Here is a 16,465-nt window from a genome sequence, read left to right as displayed (position 1 = left end):
CAGGGCAGGGGTTTGTCCGGCCACGATTCAACCGGCAGGATATTGGTTTGCATCGATGAGTGAGAGGCCGCCCATTTCACCGAGGAGTCCACGTGCCGCGCTGGAGCCTGAGCAGGTTCCGCCGCCGCCCAAGCGCTCGGATCGTGCCCGCAATCCCTTCGTGATCGTCGGCAATGCCATCTTCACGATCCTGATCATCCTGATGCTCGGCGCCGGAGCGACCTACTACTATGGCAAGCAGGCGCTGGAATCGCCGGGACCGCTGCAGGAAGACAAGATCGTCAACATCCCCGCGCGCGCCGGCAAGCGCGACATCGCCGACGTGCTGTTGCGCGAGGGCGTCATCAACGTCAATCCGTGGGTGTTCATCGGTGGCGTGTTTGCGCTGAAGGCGAGCTCGGATCTGAAGCCCGGCGAATATTCGTTCCAGAAGAATGCCAGCCTGCGCGAGGTCATCGCCACCATCGTCGACGGCAAGGTGGTGCAGCATGCCATCACGATTCCGGAAGGCCTGACCTCGGAGCAGATCGTGTCGCGGCTCTCCGACAATGACATCTTCACCGGCTCGGTGCGCGAGATTCCGCGCGAGGGCACGCTGCTGCCGGAGACCTACAAATTCCCGCGCGGCACCACGCGCGACCAGGTGATCCAGCGCCTGCAGCAGGCGCAGAAGCGCGTGCTCGCCGAGATCTGGGAACGCCGCAACACCGACACGCCGCTGAAATCGCCGGACCAGCTGGTGACGCTGGCCTCGATCGTCGAGAAGGAAACCGGCCGCGCCGACGAGCGCAGCCGGGTTGCCGCCGTGTTCGTCAACCGCCTGCGGCAGCGGATGAAGCTGCAATCCGATCCGACCATCATCTACGGGCTGGTGGGCGGCAAGGGCACGCTGGGACGCCCGATCAAGCGCAGCGAGATCACGCAGCCGTCGCCCTACAACACCTATGTGATCGACGGCCTGCCGCCCGGACCGATCGCCAATCCCGGCCGCGCCTCGCTGGAGGCGACGGCCAATCCGGCGCGCACCCGCGACCTGTTCTTCGTTGCCGACGGAACCGGCGGCCACGCCTTTACCGAAACATACGACCAGCACGCCAAGAACGTCGCCAAGCTGCGCGCGTCGGAAAAGCAGATCCAGAACGACACCGTCGAGCCCGCGGATGATCCGGCGCCTGCCGCCGCGGCGCCCGGGGCGGCCGACACCAATCCGACGGCGACGACGCCGCCGAAGCCCACCAATCAGAAGAAGCCGCCGCGCGGTCGCCAGGGCGCAGCCCAGCAGACCAATTCGCCGCCGGTCGTGCAGCGCTAAGGCGCGATGAGATCATCGCGCTCTAGCTTCTTGTTTGAGCATGATCTTTCGGAAAACCGCTTCACACTTTTCCGGATCATGCTGTAGCTCTGCGTTTCCCGAAGGTGGACGTAATTCCACTTTCACGGAATCCGTTTTAAGTTCGTAACGGCTGCCCACGAGTCTCGAAGGCTCCGGGTTGGTCCCATATCCTTCTGTTGGAGAGTTTACGCGATGGCGCTGTCGAGCATGACTGGCTTTGCCCGGAGCCATGGCGCGAGTGGTCCCTATACGTTCGAATGGGAGCTGAAATCGGTCAACGCCAAAGGCTTTGACCTGCGCTTGCGGCTGCCGCCGGGCTGGGACGAACTGGAAGCCCTGGCCAAGAAGCGCGCGGGCGAGCTGCTGTCGCGCGGTACGGTCTACGCCAATCTCACCGTCAAGCGCAGCGATGCCGCGCAGACGATCCGCATCAACGAGGACGTGCTCGCCGCCGTGGTGAAGGTCGCAGGTGAGCTCGCGCAGCGGATCGACGCGGTGGCGCCGAGCATCGACGGATTGCTCGGTATCAAGGGCGTCATCGAGGTGGTCGAGCCCGAGAGCAACGAGGACGAGGACAAGGCGGCGCGCGAGGCGGCGGCGAACGCCTTCGAGCAGGCGCTCGGCAGCCTCGTCGAGATGCGCCGCCGCGAGGGCGATGCGCTGGGCCAGATCCTGATGCAGCGGATGGATGAGATCGAGAAGCTTGCCAAGCGCGCCGAGGCGGCGCCCGGCCGCAAGCCCGACGCGATCAAGGCGCGGCTCGCCGAGCAGATCGCAGCGCTGCTGGAGACCTCCGATCGCTTCGATGCCGACCGGCTGAGCCAGGAGGCGATCCTGATCGCGACCAAGGCCGATATCCGCGAGGAGCTCGATCGCATCGCCTCGCACATCGGCCAGGCGCGCGAGATGATCGGCAAGGGCGGCCCGGTCGGGCGGCGGCTCGACTTCCTCGCCCAGGAGTTCAATCGCGAGGTCAACACCTGCTGCTCGAAATCGAACGATGTCGAGCTGACCAATACCGGGCTCGAGATGAAGAACGTGGTCGAGCAGTTCCGCGAACAGGTCCAGAATCTGGAGTGAATGATGACGGCGCAGGGTTTTGACGGCGTTGAGCGGCGCGGACTGATGTTCGTCCTGTCGTCGCCCTCGGGCGCCGGCAAGACGACGCTGTCGCGCATGCTGCTTGAACGCGAACCGGGCCTGAAGATGTCGGTGTCGGCGACGACGCGGCCGATGCGGCCGGGCGAAGTCGAGGGCCGCGACTATTTTTTCGTCGACAAGAAGAAGTTCGAGAGCATGGTCGAGCAAGGTGAATTGCTCGAATGGGCGACCGTGTTCGACAACCTCTACGGCACGCCGCGCGCTCCGGTCGAGGCCGCGCTATCGGTCGGACAGGATGTGCTGTTCGACATCGACTGGCAGGGCACCCAACAGCTTCACCAGAAAGCCAGCGTTGATGTCGTGCGGGTGTTCATCCTGCCGCCGTCGGCCGCCGATCTCGAGAAGCGATTGCATACGCGGGCGCAGGATTCGGAAGAGGTCATCCGCGGACGGATGAACCGCGCCAGTCATGAGTTGAGCCACTGGGCGGAATACGACTACATCGTCGTCAACCAGAACGTCGACGACGCCTTTGCCGAGGTGCAGTCGATCCTGAAAGCCGAGCGCCTCAAGCGGGAGCGCCGCACCGGCCTCACCGAATTCGTGCGCGGCCTGCAGCGTCAGCTCGAGAAATAGCCCGCGCAGTCGTGATGCGATCGCAAGGGATCGCATCAGGTCTCATTGTTCCAGAGCAGACTCTGGGCGTGTCAACCACAACTGTCATCGCCCGGCTCGACCGGGCGATCCAGTATTCCAGAGGCGGCCGGGAGCCGCGGCGTACTGGGTTCCCCCGGTCAAGCCGGGGGACGACCTCAGTATGCAGCACGACACCGCTTCCTCTGGTCCTTGCGGCTAGTTCGCCGCGCTGCGCGCCAGCCGCTGCAGCATCGCCGCGATCTGCTTGTTGTCCTGCTCGGTCTGACCGGGATCACGTATCGTCTCACGGCGAGCAACCGGCGTCTCGGCGCGGCGCGGAACGGTGGTCTCCGCACGGCGCGGTGCCGCCTCCGACAGACGCAGCGGACGGTCACGGCCGACGACGGACATCGGCGGGGCCGGCTCGGTGTGGAGCGAATCCCAGGGGGCACGCCACTCGTCGCTGATCTGGTAGGGCGGCGTCCGTGTGCGGGTCAGGCGGAACACCAGCGCGCTGACGAGGCCAGCGAGCGCCAGGGCGCCGACCATCACGATCAGCAGCATTTGCGTCGAGGACGATGACTTCTCGGCGGATGCCTCGGCCGTAGCGGGCGCGGCTGGTGCTGGCGCGGCGGCTTGTTGCGGCGTCGTGTCGGCCTGCGCGACCACGGTCGGCTGGTCCGCCGCGTGCCGGGTGCCGTTGGTTCCGGCCATGCTCGATGCATCCAGCCACCTGGCGTTCACCTCCGACGACTGGGCGCTAGCGCCGGCAGGCGCCGCCGTCGCGGCCGGCGTTGCCACGCCGCTGGCCTGTGCTGCATCGGGGCTTGCCGCTGGCGCGGCTGTGGCCTGCGGCGAGGGCCACTCGGCATGCGCATTGGCGACTGATTTGCGCATCGCGGGCGGCGGCACCACGGTCGCCGGCTGGCTCTGTGGCGGCGTCGCGTCGGCGGTCGCGGCGTCCGGCGCGGCTGCCGCAGGCTGTTGCTGCGCGGTGGCGGGCTTGGCGACAACCTTGTTCCTGGCGTCACCGAGATACCAGCACTTCTTCTGGGTGCTGCGGTCGAGGTGATAGAACCAGTGGCTGCCCGCCGGCGCGGTTCCCTTCGGCGCGGCCTGACAGGTGTCCGCCGTCTTGGCATCCGCCGTCTTGGCGTCCGCCGTGTTGGTGCTCGCGGTATTGGCGGCGGTCTGCGCCATGGCGCCGAAGCTGGCGCCCCCCAAGATGCTCGCGGCAAGCGCCGCAGCGAATTTCGCTGAACGATTTGACATACACGTCCCCGGTATTTCTTTTTTTACGCAAACGCTGGTGAAACCAATCTCGGCAAAGAGTTGGGTCGCAATGCGCCGCAAATCCGGAACGGGTAGGGCTTAATTGGGGCTCGCGGCGTGTCGCAATTGCGGCGAGCCGGAGGCCGAGGAACCGGTTTGCCTGGCTACGAGCGCGCCGGATTCCAAAATTCGTGCCGAGACCCTCAGTCCGCACGTTTGGTTGCGCTCTAGTACGCCTAGTTGCTTTCGAGCACGTCGCTGAACAGCACGTAGCGCTGGCCGTTGAAGCGGACCAGACGCATTTGCTTGATCGGCCGCAGGTCGGTCGGCGAAGTCCGCAGGCGGATGCCGGGCAGCAGCAGCGGCAGCGCCATGTCGAGATGCGAGGCCTGCTTCATGACGTTCTCGCGCGTCAGGTCGTTGCCGCACTGCTTGAGGATCGGCACCACCGCGTAGCCGATGTTGTAGCCATAGGGTGCGTAGTAGTCGCTCTTGTCGACATGCGGATTGTACTTGTCCATCCAGACGTTCCAGGCCTGCATGGCCGGATCGTCCTTCCACTGTGGATCGGCAGGGTCTTTCTGGTAGGCCGCGGAGATCACGCCCTTGGCGGCCTCGAAGCCCGCAGGACGGATCGCGCCCGCGATCGAGGAGCCGATGCTGGAGAGGAATTCCTGCGGGTGCCAGTCGATGTCGTAGGCCTTGCGGATCGCCTGCGCCGCGAATTTCGGCACCGCGGCGATGAACAGCACGTTGGCGCCCGCGGCCTTCAGCGACACGATCTGCGAGTCCACAGTGGGGTCGCTGGTGTTGTAGGCCTGCTGCGACACGATCATCGTCGCAGCCTTGTCGCCGAGCCCGCGCTTGAAGCCGAGTATGTAGTCGCGGCCAAGATCGTCGTTCTGCGCGAGGATGCCGATCCTGGCGTCCGGCAGCGTCGACAGGATGTACCTGGCGTAGATCTCGCCCTCGGACGCGTAATGCGGGGTCCAGCTCATCGTCCACGGATAATGCTCGGGATCGTTGAAGATCGTAGCTCCTGATCCGACGAAGAGATGCGGGACCTGCTTCTGGTTGATGTATTTCACCACCGCCATGTTGGGCGCGGTGCCGACCGGGTTGACGAGAAACAGCACCTCGTCGCTCTCGATCAGGCGGCGGATCTGCTCGACCGTCTTCGGCGGGCTGTAGGCATCGTCGAGGCTGATGAAGTTGATCTTGCGGCCATTGACGCCGCCCTGATCGTTGATCATCGCGAAATAGGCGGTGATAGAGACCGCGCCGGCCGAATAGGCCGACGCCGGACCGCTATAGGGTGTCGTGGTGCCGATCTTGATGTCGCCGTCGGTGACGCCGGGCCCGTAATGCTTTTGCGCAAGGGCCGGCGTCACGGCAAGGGCGAGCGCGAGCGCCGCCCATGCCTGGATCGTCGAACGTATCCTCCTCATTCGCGTCCTCCCCCATTCTTCTCGGGCGAGGCCGGCAGGACGTTCTTGCTAGTTCTTCAGTACGATACGTCCCACGACTTTTCCGGCCCGCAATTCATCGATCCATTTCTGGACGTCGGCCATCGGCTCTTCCTTCATCGGCGTCGGCTTGATCTTGCCGGCGCGGGCGAGCGCCATTAGCTCCTGGGCTTCGGCCAGCGTGCCGACCATGAAGCCTTCGATGGTCATGCGCTTGTAGACCCACTGCACCATCGGCAGCGTGAACTGGCCGCCCATCAGGCCGGACACCACGATCTTGCCGCCGCGTGCCACCGTCGACACCGCGAACGCCATCGACTTCTCGTTGCCGGCAAAGTCGACCACGCCGTCGAAGCCGCCGTCGCTCTCTTTCAGCATGCGCTTGACGACGTCGGGCTCCGCCGGATCGTAGGCGGCCGCCGCACCGTTCTTCAGCGCGGTCTCGCGCGCCGCCGGGCTGAGATCGGCAACCGTGATCGGCTGCTTGAACATCGCCTGCGCGAACGACAGGCCCATCATGCCGACGCCGCCAAGACCGATCAGCAGCAGATTGCGCTGGCGCGGACGATCGACCAGGCGCTTCAGCGCGCCATAGGCGGTCACGCCTGAACACATCAGCGTGGCGGCCTGATTGACCGGCAGCGGATCGTAGTCGAGCAGGTACTTTGCGTCGGGCACCAGCACGTGGGTCGCGAAGCCGCCGTCGATCGAGACGCCGAGGAAGCGTTGCTTGACGCAGAGATTCTCGTCGCCGGCGAGACAGTCACGGCACTGGCCGCAGCCGATCCAGGGGAAGACGGCCTTCTTGGCTCCGACCAGATCCTTCGGCGCATCGGGACCGACCTCGTCGACCACGCCTGCGATCTCATGGCCGAGCGTGAAGGGCAGGGTCATGCCGCGGGTGGTGTCGAGCTTCTTGCCGCCGCCGAGATCGGCGTAGCCGTCCTGGATGTGGAGATCGGAATGGCACAGGCCGCAACGCTCGATCCGCACCAGCACTTCGCGCCCCTGGGGCTTAGGCGTGTCGACGATGGTTTCGCACAGCGGTGCATCGAATTTGACGAGGGATTGGCGAACCATAGGCGCCATTACGTTTTCTCCTGTTGTTCTATTTTGTGGACCGTATATCGGCCAATTCCCTCGCCATGGCAACAAAGCCGGAAACCGGAATGGTTTCGGCGCGTCGTGTCGCGTCGATATCGGCTGCGGCAGCAAGCCGCGCCGGATCGACCGACAGCGACTTCAGGCTCTGGCGCAGCATCTTGCGGCGCTGGCCGAAGGCGGCGGCGGCGACCTGCTCGAGCATGCGGCGGTCGCACGGCGCGGGCGTAACGCGCGGGATCAGTCGGACCACCGAGGACGTGACCTTCGGCTGCGGCACGAAAGCCGCGGGCGAAATGTCGAACAGGATCTTGGTCTCGGCGCGCCAGTTGGCGAGCACCGCGAGCCGGCCATAGGCCTCCTCGTCCTCATGGGCGACGATGCGCTCGGCGACCTCGCGCTGAAACATCAACACCATGGTGTCGTACCAGGGTGGCCATGGCTCGATCGACAGCCAGTCGACCAAAAGCTGGGTTGCGATGTTGTAGGGCAGGTTGGCGACGATCTTGGCCTTGCCGCCGTCCAGCAAGGGACGGGGATCGAAATGCTGCGCGTCGTCATGCACGATCTCGATGCGGCCGGGATAGCGCTTGACGATATAGCCCAGTGCGTCGATCGCGCGCTCGTCGCGCTCGACCGCGATCACGCGCTTGGCGCCCATCGCAAGCAGCGCGCGTGTTAGTCCGCCGGGGCCGGGCCCGACCTCGATCACCGTGCAGTCTTCCAGCGGGCCCGCGGCGCGGGCGATGCGCGCGGTGAGATTGAGATCGAGCAGGAAATTCTGGCCGAGCGATTTGCGCGCCGACAGCGAATGCTCGCGAATGATGTCGCGCAGCGGCGGCAGATCGTCGATCGCGCTCACTCAGCTTGACGCCGCGGCCATCCGCGCGGCGAGCCGCAGCGCGGCGATCAGGCTCGAGGGATTGGCCTTGCCGGTGCCGGCGATGTCGAATGCAGTGCCGTGATCGGGCGACGTGCGGACGAAGGGCAGTCCCAGCGTGACGTTGACGGCGTCCTCGAACGCGACGGTCTTGATCGGGATCAGTGCCTGGTCGTGATACATGCAGATCGCGCAGTCATAGGTCTTGCGCGCAGCGGCGTGGAACATGGTGTCGGAGGGCAGCGGGCCGCGGACGGCAACGCCATCGCGGCGCAGGATATCGACCGCGGGCGCGACGATCTCGACGTCTTCCATGCCGAGCGTGCCGTCTTCGCCGGCATGCGGGTTGAGGCCGGCGATAGCAAGCCGCGGCGCGGCGAGGCCGAACCGCGCCTTCATGTCCGCGACCACGATTCGCGCGGTCGACACGATCAGGTCGGTCGACAATTGCGCCAGCGCCTCGCGGACCGACACATGGATGGTCACCGGGACGACGGCGAGCGCCGGCGACCACAGCATCATCACCGGCTGCGGCGCGGCCCCGCCGCGTGCGGCGAGCTCGGCGAGGAATTCGGTATGGCCGGGATGACGGAAGCCGGCGCGGTACAGCACGTTCTTGGCGATCGGATTGGTGACGACGGCGCTGGCCTCGCCGGCGGCGACATCGGCGACGGCCTGACGGATCGACGCCAGCGCGGCGTCCGCGCTCGTCCCGTCGGGTTTGCCCGGCTGCGCCGTCGCCGCCTTGCCGGTCGCAACGACGGGGAGGGCCCGTTCAAACGCCGCCGATGCCTCCTCGGCCCTGACTTCGGCAAGCTCCACCGCAAGCCCGAGCGTCTTGGCGCGCTCGGCCAGCGAGGCGGGGTCGCCGAGCAGATAGAACGGCGGCAGATCGAGTTCGCGGCGGCGCAGCCATGCGGCGAGCGTGATGTCGGGGCCGATGCCTGCGGGCTCGCCGGATGTCAGTGCGAGAGGTTGAGCCATGCGTCAACGATAGTCGATCACCGCCCGCCTGGATATTCGATCATCGCGGCTTTTCGGACTTCCTGCAGGTAGGCCTTCGACTTCGCTTCGTACTTCTGCACGTACATCTTGTCCCGCATTTCACGCTTCTTGGGCGTGTCCACGGTGGTTGCCTTCCGGCCGCAGAGGGCGACCATTTCGATGCCCTGCTTGGTGAGCTCTGGAGGGGTGAGGTGGCCGACCGGGGTCTTGTCCAGGATGTCGCGCAGCGACTGCGGCAGGTCTGCCGACGTCTTCACGACGATCTCGCGGATCGCGGCGTTGCGCATCGACTTGAAGAACGTGTTGGATTCCTCGCAACTGGTCACGCGCTCGCGCAGGGAATCCGCTTCCTTGCGACGGGCCTCGAATTCGGATTGCGGCGAGCCGCGGGGCACGATCAGAACGACCGGCTGCATCCTGTATTCGAAGGCTTCGGCGTCAGGAGCATCACCGGTTTCCTTGACCGCGGTGGCGACGTCCTTTTCGCCGACCTGCAGGCTTTCCTTGAAGCGGCCGCGGACCAGGCTGGTCCAGACCATGTCGGCCCTGATGCGTTGCTTGAGCGTATCGGGGCGGATGCCTTTGCTCTCGAGCACCTTGGTCAGCTGATCGTTGTTCAGCCGCATCCGTTGCGCCATGCCGCCATAGGACTGTTCGATGTCGTTGGCGGTGGGATCGACGCCGAATTTCTTGGCTTCCTTGATCTTCAGCTTCTCGTCGATCAGCTCTTCGAGGATGGCCTTTCGATCAGGGTTCTTGCCGCCGGTCAGGGCGTTCAACTTGGCGCGCTGCTCGATGTCGAAATTGGTGATCGGTTCGCCATTGACCATCACGGCGATGGTCTGGGCGTGCAGGCGCGCACCGCCTCCCAGCAGGAGCAAAAGAGCCAGCAGGGAGCTCAACACGAGCGAGTGGCGGCGCGTTGGCGGGCTAGCGGTCGTTGGTAAGGTCATGTCAGCCGTTTTAAACCAATTCAAGCCGGGGCCACCGGCCCGCGGGCAATACAAGCCCCCCTGGTAGGCCCTCACTTGCTACTGCATGCCAGCCGAACTGCTGGTCGTGGAGGTCTGGGCGATCGTCCGCAGCCCGATCTGGAACATGATCGCGTGGCTGAGGACGGGCGGCTGCGAACCGGCCTGGTAGGTATAGGACGTGACATAGTTGGCAGCCAGCACGAAGCAGTCGTCCACATAGCCCGCACCCAAGGCATACTGGTTGATCTTGTTCGCTTCAAGATCCCAGCGCGCCGCACCCTGAACCACCCAGTTCGACGCCACCTTGATCGAACCGCTGGTGAGGATGCCCTCGCGGCGCGTCAGGTAGCCGAGTTCCGGCTGCGCAGCGTAATCGCCATACGTCACGGCGACCGACCAGCGGTCGAAATTCGCGCTCGCCGTGGCCTCGAACCGGTTGATGTTCCAGGTCGCTTCATCCATCCGCGAGCGGACGCTGAAGGTGTAGGTGCGGTTAGGCGAGTAGGCGAGGCTTGCGACGTAGTCCGAGCGCGGGTTCTGCAGGCCGGAGTCGAGGCCGGTGTTGGTGACGTCGGCGACTGCGAACGAGTTCATCCCGAACATCTGGTAGGACTGTCCGAACATCCCCTTGATGGCGCCGCCGTGGTCGAACTGCGTGGTGGCCTGCACGCCGACATTGGCGCGGCTGCCGCCCTCGACGCGGTCGTAGCCGGAGAACTTGTCGACCGCGAACAAATTGCTGGTGTCGAACACCAGGCTCTGCGCGTCCTCGTTCGGAAGCTTGCCGGCATTGGGTTCGTTGGGCCGGATGATGACCTGCGCAATCGGCTCGACGGTGGTCGTGCCCCACGGCTGCACATTGATGAAGGGGTAGCGGTATTCGAGGCCGACGGTCGGCATCAGGCGGACCGTCTGGGTGTCGCCGACCGGCAGGAAGTTGGAGACGCCCGGCTGGTTCGAGATGTCGGCATTGATCGCATCGGCGCGGACGCTGGCGAACGGCGTCCAGATCTGGCCGAACGGGTCGGTGTACGACTTGCGCCACTGCGCCTCGGCCGTCAGGCGGGTGTAGGTGCCCGGCATGCCGCGCAGCAGGCACTGCGAGGGCGTGCGCGCCATCGGATCGGCCGATGTGGTCGTGCACAACGGGTTAAGGGGGTTGCTGGCCGTCGTCGTGATCGGATCGAACACCGCGGTTTCGCGGGTCAGGTTGACGAAGTTCATCTTGTAGCTGAATTCGCCGCCCAGGATATTTTGGTTGATCACGTTGTTGTAGTCGATCACCGGCGCGACCACCGGGACCTGGTTCTGGTTACCCGAGTAGCTGAGGTAATAGATCGCGCGCGCATCGAAGAAGCTGCGGTTGCCGACGCCGGTCAGATAGAGCTGCGAGATCGCTTCGGTCGGCAGCGACAGGAACGATCCGAACGGGTCCTTGTACTGGGCGAGCCGGTAGTCGGACATGAAGAAGTAGTCGGACAGCAGGACGCCGTCCCAGCCCCAGACCCATTTGTCGTTCAGCGCGAACTGGCCCTTGGTGTCGACGCCCCAGCGGAACTGGCGGTCGCCCGGCTGGCCGGTAAACTGCTTCTGGTCGAGCTGGTCGATGCCGTAAAGCCGGATCTGATAGGCGCCGTCCGCGAAACGTTGGCGGAATTCGGTCTGCATCAGCACGCCCTGCTTGGACGTGATGCGCGGACTGAAGGTCGCGTCCATATCCGGCGCGATCGCCCAATAATAGGGGATTTCGACGCCGTAGCCGAACGCGGTGTAGCTCGTGAAGCCCGGCATCAGGAAGCCGCTCTTGCGCTTCACGGTCGGATCGGGCGTCGAGAAATACGGCAGATAGGCCATCGGAACGCCGAAGAATTCGAGCTGGGCGTTCTCGAAATAGAGCATCTTCTCGGTCTGGTTATGGATGATGCGCGCGCCCTTGACCTGCCAGAGCGGCGGCTTCTTCGGATCATCCTTACAGGGTGCGCAGGCGGTATAAACGCCGTTGTCGAACACCGTGTAATTGCCGCTCGACCGGTCGGCGCGGGTCGCAGCCATCCGGGTCTGGTCTTCGGTGTCGACGCGCAGCGAATCGACGAAGCCGTCACGGTAGTCGTCGCTGAGATCCAGGATGTTGGCGTAGGTGATCTTGCCTTCCGCATCGGTCATGCGGATGTTGCCTTCGGCATGAAGACGCTTGGTCTTCTGGTCGTAGATGACCTTGTCGGCCTCGACGCTGGTGCCGTTGTAGAACAACTGGACGTTGCCGACCGCCGAGATGCGCGAGTTGTTGTAGTCGTAATCGACCTCGGTCGCCTGAACGAGCATCTGCCCGTCATTCTTGGCCGGCGGGCGGGGCGGCTTCGGCGGACGCGGATTGTAGGTGAACGCCTGCGCGGCAGCCGGCGTCGACGCGACGACGTCGAGCGCGCTGACCACGACGAACGCGGCGAAGAGAGCGGAAATCGAAACGCCAAACGCGGCCATGCGACTCCGTTGACGGCGCAGGGCACTGCGCCGCCCGAATGCAGGCGACATCAACTGGCGGGCGGCGACAGTAGCCACTACCCGTCCTCCTGGTACAGCAAGGCTAAGAAACCGGTGAGGCTACCCACGACGACGGGCAACCACGCCGCAGCGATGGGATGCATCAACTCAGCCTTGCTCAAATCTTCAGTTACTTTCGAAAGCACGTAGAGCAGAAAGCCTGCGCCCACGCCACTCAAAACCATCTTCTGCACGCCGCCCATCCGAAAGAAGCGGAGGCTCACAGAAGCCGCCAACATCACCATCGCAGCCAGCAAAAACGGCTGTGCGATGAGCTTGTGATACTGCAAGCGATAGCCAGCCGTCGCGAACCCTGAGCTCTCCGATGAGCGGATGTAGTTCGGCAGTTGCCAAAAGGACACAGTTTCGGGGGTGGAGAAACTGTTGCGCACCTGTGCCGGGGTGAGGGTGGTGGTCAGATAGAAGGTGTCCTGGTCCACCGGAGCCTTGTCGAGGGTGTATCGGCGTACTCCTGTGAACACCCAACGGCCCTCTTCGAGCGTCGCTTCGCGGGCCTCGATTCGTTCCTTGAACTGCAACGCCGTATCGAATCGAAACACCGTGAGGCCGGTCAGCCGGACGCCCTGCTGTTCGCTGCGCGCCGCATTGATGATCGCCTGGCCCTCGTCATTGATCTGGTTGAGCCAGAAGCCCGACGCGTCCTGAATGCCGCCGCCCGGCGCAGAGCCGAACAGTTCGGCCTCCATCCGTTTGGAGAGCTCGCGCAGATTGGCCGAGATCGGATTGTAGGCGGTGGTCGCAAAGATGCCGAGCACGATCGCGCTGGCCAGCGCCGGCGAGATGAATTGCCAAGCCGAGACGCCGGCGGCGCGCGCCACCACGAGCTCCAGCCGCCGCGACAACGCGAGATAGCAGGTCATCGCCCCGATCAGCACGCAGAACGGCATCAGCTTTTCGAGCAATTGCGGCACGCGGAACAGCGAGGTCTCGGCGACTGTGATGGCGGAGGCGCCGACTAGGCCCGACGTCTTGCGCACCATCTCGATATAGTCGACCAGCACGAGCAGCACGAAGATGCCCGCGAACACGCCGACCGCTGCGATCACGAATCGGCCGGCGAAATAGCGGCCGAGCGTATTTGTGACCATGCTCATGCGGTTGCGGGCCTCCGGAAGAGGCGCGCAATGCGTTCGTTGTTCCTGTTGATCGCTTCCATCAGCCGCGGCGGCGGCTCGACGACCACGCCGCCGATGATCATCCAGAGCCCGACGCCGATGCCGCCGAACAGCATCAGATATTGCACGAGCGCTGCGATCGGCGTTTTCACCGCGACCACCGAGCAGGCGAATCCGACCATGCGCAGGCCGAACACCGCAAATACCGAGCCGCCGATCGAGAAATTGCGGCTCTGGCGCGTGGTGCGCGGCGCGCCGAGGAAAGCAAAGGTGAGGGCCGCGAACGCGAACGGATAGAGCGGTGCCATGAAGCGATCATGCAGCTCCGCGAAGAACTGGCCTGACAGCTGCTGATAGGTCTGATCGTTCTCGTCCGGCCACATCAGCTCCCAGAGGTAGCGCTCGCGAATTCCGAGCGTGACGTCGCGGCCTTGCGAGAATTTCGACATGTCGAACGCGTAGCGCTGAAACACCACCAGCGTCGGATCGCGCTTGCCGACTTCGAATCGTTCGAGATTGCCGTCCTCCAGCACGAGATACGAGCCGCTCTCGTTCTTCAGCACGGTGCCGTGGTCGGCGACGATGGTGACGCGCTGCTGCGGATCGCGGCGGTCGTCGACGAAAACACCGCCGAGCACGCCGCCGGGCAGGCGCTCGCGGATCCGAATCGTCAGGTTCTGGTCGAGCTGGGCGAAGCGGCCGGGTTGCAGGATGTTGGTCAGGACGTCGGCGGTGATCTCGGCATCCCACTGCTTGATCCGGCGCATGCCGTCGGGGGCGAGATAGGCGCCGATGAAGGCGACCAGTGCCGCCACCACGCAGGTTGCATAGAAGAATGGGTAGAACAGCCGGAACGGCGAGAAGCCGGCCGCGTTCATGACGATGATCTCGGAATCGGTCGCGAGCTTGTTCAGCGTGTGCGAGATCGCGATCATCAGTGCGATCGGGGCGATGATCAGGACGAGGGCAGGGATCACGAGGCCGGTGATGCCGAGAAAGGTGAGGATGGTCTGACCCTGGCTGGTCATCAGGTCGATGCCGCGCAACGCCTGGGTAATCCAGATCACCCCGGTGAGGCTGACCAGGACAAGCGCAAACGACGCCAGCGTCGTTTTGAAGATGTACTTGTCGACCGACCCCATCGCTACCGCACGACCCCCACGTCCCCCATGGCGCAACCAAACGCACGGCTTTCGACCAATCCCGTCAACCCGGGTTCCCCTATGGTCGAGCCGCGGACCCGTCCGGCTCACTCTCTGTTCACACTCTCACTACCATCCCTTTGATCCGTCAACAAAATGGCCGGGCCAAGGCGCGCTTAATTTATGGTTAATTAATCGCTTTTGTGGCCTTCCGGCCACTCCGGCGCTTGGCAGCGGCGCAGCCGGCAGGCCATAGTGTCTCACAAGCCCGGTCCGGGGCGTTCCGGACCGCCATCGCAATGCTCACCCCGCGTGCCGGAAGGACCGCCTCAGGTCCGAGCAACACCCTGAGTTCTGGAGGATTTTCCTATGTCCGACGCCGTCAAGGTCGGCTTTGTCCCATTCTCCGCGTCCGCTCGCGGCATCCTGGTCGCCTTTTGCGACGAGCAATTGAAGCTGGGGGCTGCCACAAGGAAGGTGCTGGGAGCCGCGGCTGAGACGGTCAAGCGGGCGGCCGCCGCCAACCAGTTCAAGGGCAAGAGCGGGGCAGCCCTGGACATCCTGGCGCCGGAGGGAATCAAGGTCGACCGGCTGATCGTGATCGGCACCGGCAAGGCGGCCGACCTCAAGGAGAAGGATCTTCTCAAATTCGGCGGCGTGGTGGCCGGCAAGCTCAATGCTGGCAGCGCCGCGATGACCGTCCTCGCGGAACTGCCCGATGCTGCAATGACCGCCGGCCAGGCAGCCACGATTGCCACCGGCATCCGCCTGCGGGCCTACAAGTTCGACCGCTACAAGACCAAGAAGAAGGACGGCGAGGACGGCGCCGTGCGGGCCGAGGTCTCGATCGCGGTCGACGACGTCGCCTCTGCGAAGAAGACGTTCGCACCCGAATCGTCGATCGTCGACGGCGTCAATCTCGCGCGTGAACTCGTCAACGAGCCGCCGAACGTGCTGTACCCCGAGGAGTTCGCGCGCCGCGCCAGCCAGCTCCGCAAGCTCGGCGTCACCGTCGAGGTCCTCGACGTCAAGGCGATGACCAAGCTCGGCATGGGTGCGCTGCTCGGCGTCGGGCAGGGCTCGGTGCGGCCCAGCCGCACCGTGATCATGCGCTGGAACGGCGGCAAGAAGAGCGAGGCGCCGGTCGCGTTCGTCGGCAAGGGCGTCTGCTTCGACACCGGCGGTATCTCGATCAAGTCGGCCGGCGGCATGGAGGATATGAAGGGTGACATGGGCGGCGCAGCCTGCGTGGTCGGGCTGATGCACGCGCTCGCGGCGCGCAAGGCCCGCGTCAACGCCGTCGGCGCCATCGGCCTCGTCGAGAACATGCCCGACGGCAATGCGCAGCGTCCGGGCGACATCGTCACCTCGATGTCCGGCCAGACCATCGAAATCATCAACACCGACGCCGAGGGGCGCCTCGTGCTCGCCGACGTGCTCTGGTACGTCGCCAAGAAGTGCAAGCCGAAGTTCATGGTCGATCTGGCAACGCTGACCGGAGCGATCATGGTCGCACTCGGCACCGATCACGCCGGCATGTTCTCCAACAATGACGAACTCGCCGAGCGTCTCGCGAAGGTCGGCCTGGAGACCGGGGAGAAGGTGTGGCGCATGCCGCTGGGTCCCGAATACGACAAGCAGATCGACTCGCAATTCGCCGACATGAAGAACACCGGCGGGCGCAATGGTGGCTCGATCACGGCCGCGCAATTCCTGCAGCGCTTCGTCGACGGCACGCCCTGGGCCCATCTCGACATCGCCGGCACCGCGATGGGCGCGCCGAAGACCGAGATCAACCAGAGCTGGGGCTCGGGCTACGGCGTCCGGCTGCTCGAGCGACTGGTCTCCGATTATTACGAAGCCAAGAAGTAGAGTGTC

13 protein-coding genes are annotated in these 16,465 nt (G+C 64.7%); 4 read left to right on the top strand and 9 right to left on the bottom strand.

Annotated features, from left to right (window positions below; translation table 11 throughout):
* The first annotated feature begins 55 nt into the window (after nt 1–55).
* The 3 genes from mltG (at nt 56) to gmk (ending at nt 3,070) form a co-directional block, all read left to right on the top strand.
* Nucleotides 56–1,312 carry an endolytic transglycosylase MltG gene (gene mltG, locus QDT69_RS08620; RefSeq protein WP_279706148.1) on the top strand — a complete coding sequence of 419 codons (1,257 nt, stop codon included), beginning with the start codon at nt 56–58 and terminating at the stop codon, nt 1,310–1,312.
* A gap of 213 nt (nt 1,313–1,525) precedes the next feature.
* Nucleotides 1,526–2,413: a YicC/YloC family endoribonuclease gene (locus QDT69_RS08615; protein ID WP_279706147.1), complete on the top strand. Its 888-nt coding sequence runs from the start codon at nt 1,526–1,528 to the stop codon at nt 2,411–2,413.
* A gap of 3 nt (nt 2,414–2,416) precedes the next feature.
* Complete coding sequence (gene gmk / locus QDT69_RS08610) at nt 2,417–3,070, top strand: guanylate kinase (protein WP_279706146.1); 654 nt, start codon at nt 2,417–2,419, stop codon at nt 3,068–3,070.
* 216 nt (nt 3,071–3,286) lie between these two features.
* Here the strand turns inward: gmk and QDT69_RS08605 are convergent, their stop codons facing one another.
* The 9 genes from QDT69_RS08605 to lptF form a co-directional block, all read right to left on the bottom strand.
* Nucleotides 3,287–4,342 carry a hypothetical protein gene (locus QDT69_RS08605; protein WP_279706145.1) on the bottom strand — a complete coding sequence of 352 codons (1,056 nt, stop codon included), beginning with the start codon at nt 4,340–4,342 and terminating at the stop codon, nt 3,287–3,289.
* Nucleotides 4,343–4,578: 236 nt separating this feature from the next.
* On the bottom strand, nt 4,579–5,790 hold the full coding sequence (locus tag QDT69_RS08600) for an ABC transporter substrate-binding protein (RefSeq protein WP_279706144.1): 1,212 nt from the start codon (nt 5,788–5,790) through the stop codon (nt 4,579–4,581).
* A gap of 48 nt (nt 5,791–5,838) precedes the next feature.
* Nucleotides 5,839–6,897: an alcohol dehydrogenase gene (locus QDT69_RS08595; protein ID WP_279706143.1), complete on the bottom strand. Its 1,059-nt coding sequence runs from the start codon at nt 6,895–6,897 to the stop codon at nt 5,839–5,841.
* A 19-nt stretch (nt 6,898–6,916) separates the two neighbouring features.
* Nucleotides 6,917–7,771 (bottom strand): 16S rRNA (adenine(1518)-N(6)/adenine(1519)-N(6))-dimethyltransferase RsmA, encoded by an 855-nt coding sequence (rsmA, locus tag QDT69_RS08590; protein ID WP_279706142.1) that lies wholly within the window; start codon nt 7,769–7,771, stop codon nt 6,917–6,919.
* Nucleotides 7,772–8,773, bottom strand: coding sequence for a 4-hydroxythreonine-4-phosphate dehydrogenase PdxA (gene pdxA / locus QDT69_RS08585; protein WP_279706141.1), 1,002 nt, complete (start codon nt 8,771–8,773; stop codon nt 7,772–7,774).
* Between the two features lie 17 nt (nt 8,774–8,790).
* On the bottom strand, nt 8,791–9,747 hold the full coding sequence (locus QDT69_RS08580) for a SurA N-terminal domain-containing protein (RefSeq protein WP_279706199.1): 957 nt from the start codon (nt 9,745–9,747) through the stop codon (nt 8,791–8,793).
* Between the two features lie 78 nt (nt 9,748–9,825).
* Nucleotides 9,826–12,249: an LPS-assembly protein LptD gene (locus tag QDT69_RS08575; RefSeq protein WP_279706140.1), complete on the bottom strand. Its 2,424-nt coding sequence runs from the start codon at nt 12,247–12,249 to the stop codon at nt 9,826–9,828.
* Nucleotides 12,250–12,326: 77 nt separating this feature from the next.
* Nucleotides 12,327–13,424: an LPS export ABC transporter permease LptG gene (gene lptG, locus QDT69_RS08570; protein WP_279706139.1), complete on the bottom strand. Its 1,098-nt coding sequence runs from the start codon at nt 13,422–13,424 to the stop codon at nt 12,327–12,329.
* Nucleotides 13,421–14,587, bottom strand: coding sequence for an LPS export ABC transporter permease LptF (gene lptF / locus QDT69_RS08565; protein WP_050425932.1), 1,167 nt, complete (start codon nt 14,585–14,587; stop codon nt 13,421–13,423). Before lptF ends, lptG begins: the two co-directional genes overlap by 4 nt.
* 369 nt (nt 14,588–14,956) lie before the next feature.
* On the opposite strand from lptF, the gene QDT69_RS08560 reads away from it, so the two are divergent.
* Entirely contained in the window at nt 14,957–16,459 is a 1,503-nt protein-coding gene (locus QDT69_RS08560) for a leucyl aminopeptidase (protein WP_279706138.1), read from the top strand.
* Nucleotides 16,460–16,465: the final 6 nt, after the last annotated feature.

This window comes from Bradyrhizobium sp. CER78 (assembly GCF_029846235.1).
Classification (GTDB): Bacteria; Pseudomonadota; Alphaproteobacteria; order Rhizobiales; family Xanthobacteraceae; genus Bradyrhizobium.
The sequence above is the reverse complement of the archived record's forward strand: the minus strand, read 5'-3'. Positions and strand labels throughout refer to the sequence as shown.

Excerpts from the sequence above, each read along its gene's own strand:
- mltG (WP_279706148.1), top strand. The coding sequence starts at position 56 with ATGAGTGAGAGGCCGCCCATTTCACCGAGGAGTCCACGTGCCGCGCTG.
- QDT69_RS08615 (WP_279706147.1), top strand. The coding sequence starts at position 1,526 with ATGGCGCTGTCGAGCATGACTGGCTTTGCCCGGAGCCATGGCGCGAGT.
- gmk (WP_279706146.1), top strand. The coding sequence starts at position 2,417 with ATGACGGCGCAGGGTTTTGACGGCGTTGAGCGGCGCGGACTGATGTTC.
- QDT69_RS08605 (WP_279706145.1), bottom strand. The coding sequence starts at position 4,342 with ATGTCAAATCGTTCAGCGAAATTCGCTGCGGCGCTTGCCGCGAGCATC.
- QDT69_RS08600 (WP_279706144.1), bottom strand. The coding sequence starts at position 5,790 with ATGAGGAGGATACGTTCGACGATCCAGGCATGGGCGGCGCTCGCGCTC.
- QDT69_RS08595 (WP_279706143.1), bottom strand. The coding sequence starts at position 6,897 with ATGGCGCCTATGGTTCGCCAATCCCTCGTCAAATTCGATGCACCGCTG.
- pdxA (WP_279706141.1), bottom strand. The coding sequence starts at position 8,773 with ATGGCTCAACCTCTCGCACTGACATCCGGCGAGCCCGCAGGCATCGGC.
- QDT69_RS08580 (WP_279706199.1), bottom strand. The coding sequence starts at position 9,747 with ATGACCTTACCAACGACCGCTAGCCCGCCAACGCGCCGCCACTCGCTC.
- QDT69_RS08575 (WP_279706140.1), bottom strand. The coding sequence starts at position 12,249 with ATGGCCGCGTTTGGCGTTTCGATTTCCGCTCTCTTCGCCGCGTTCGTC.
- lptG (WP_279706139.1), bottom strand. The coding sequence starts at position 13,424 with ATGAGCATGGTCACAAATACGCTCGGCCGCTATTTCGCCGGCCGATTC.
- lptF (WP_050425932.1), bottom strand. The coding sequence starts at position 14,587 with ATGGGGTCGGTCGACAAGTACATCTTCAAAACGACGCTGGCGTCGTTT.
- QDT69_RS08560 (WP_279706138.1), top strand. The coding sequence starts at position 14,957 with ATGTCCGACGCCGTCAAGGTCGGCTTTGTCCCATTCTCCGCGTCCGCT.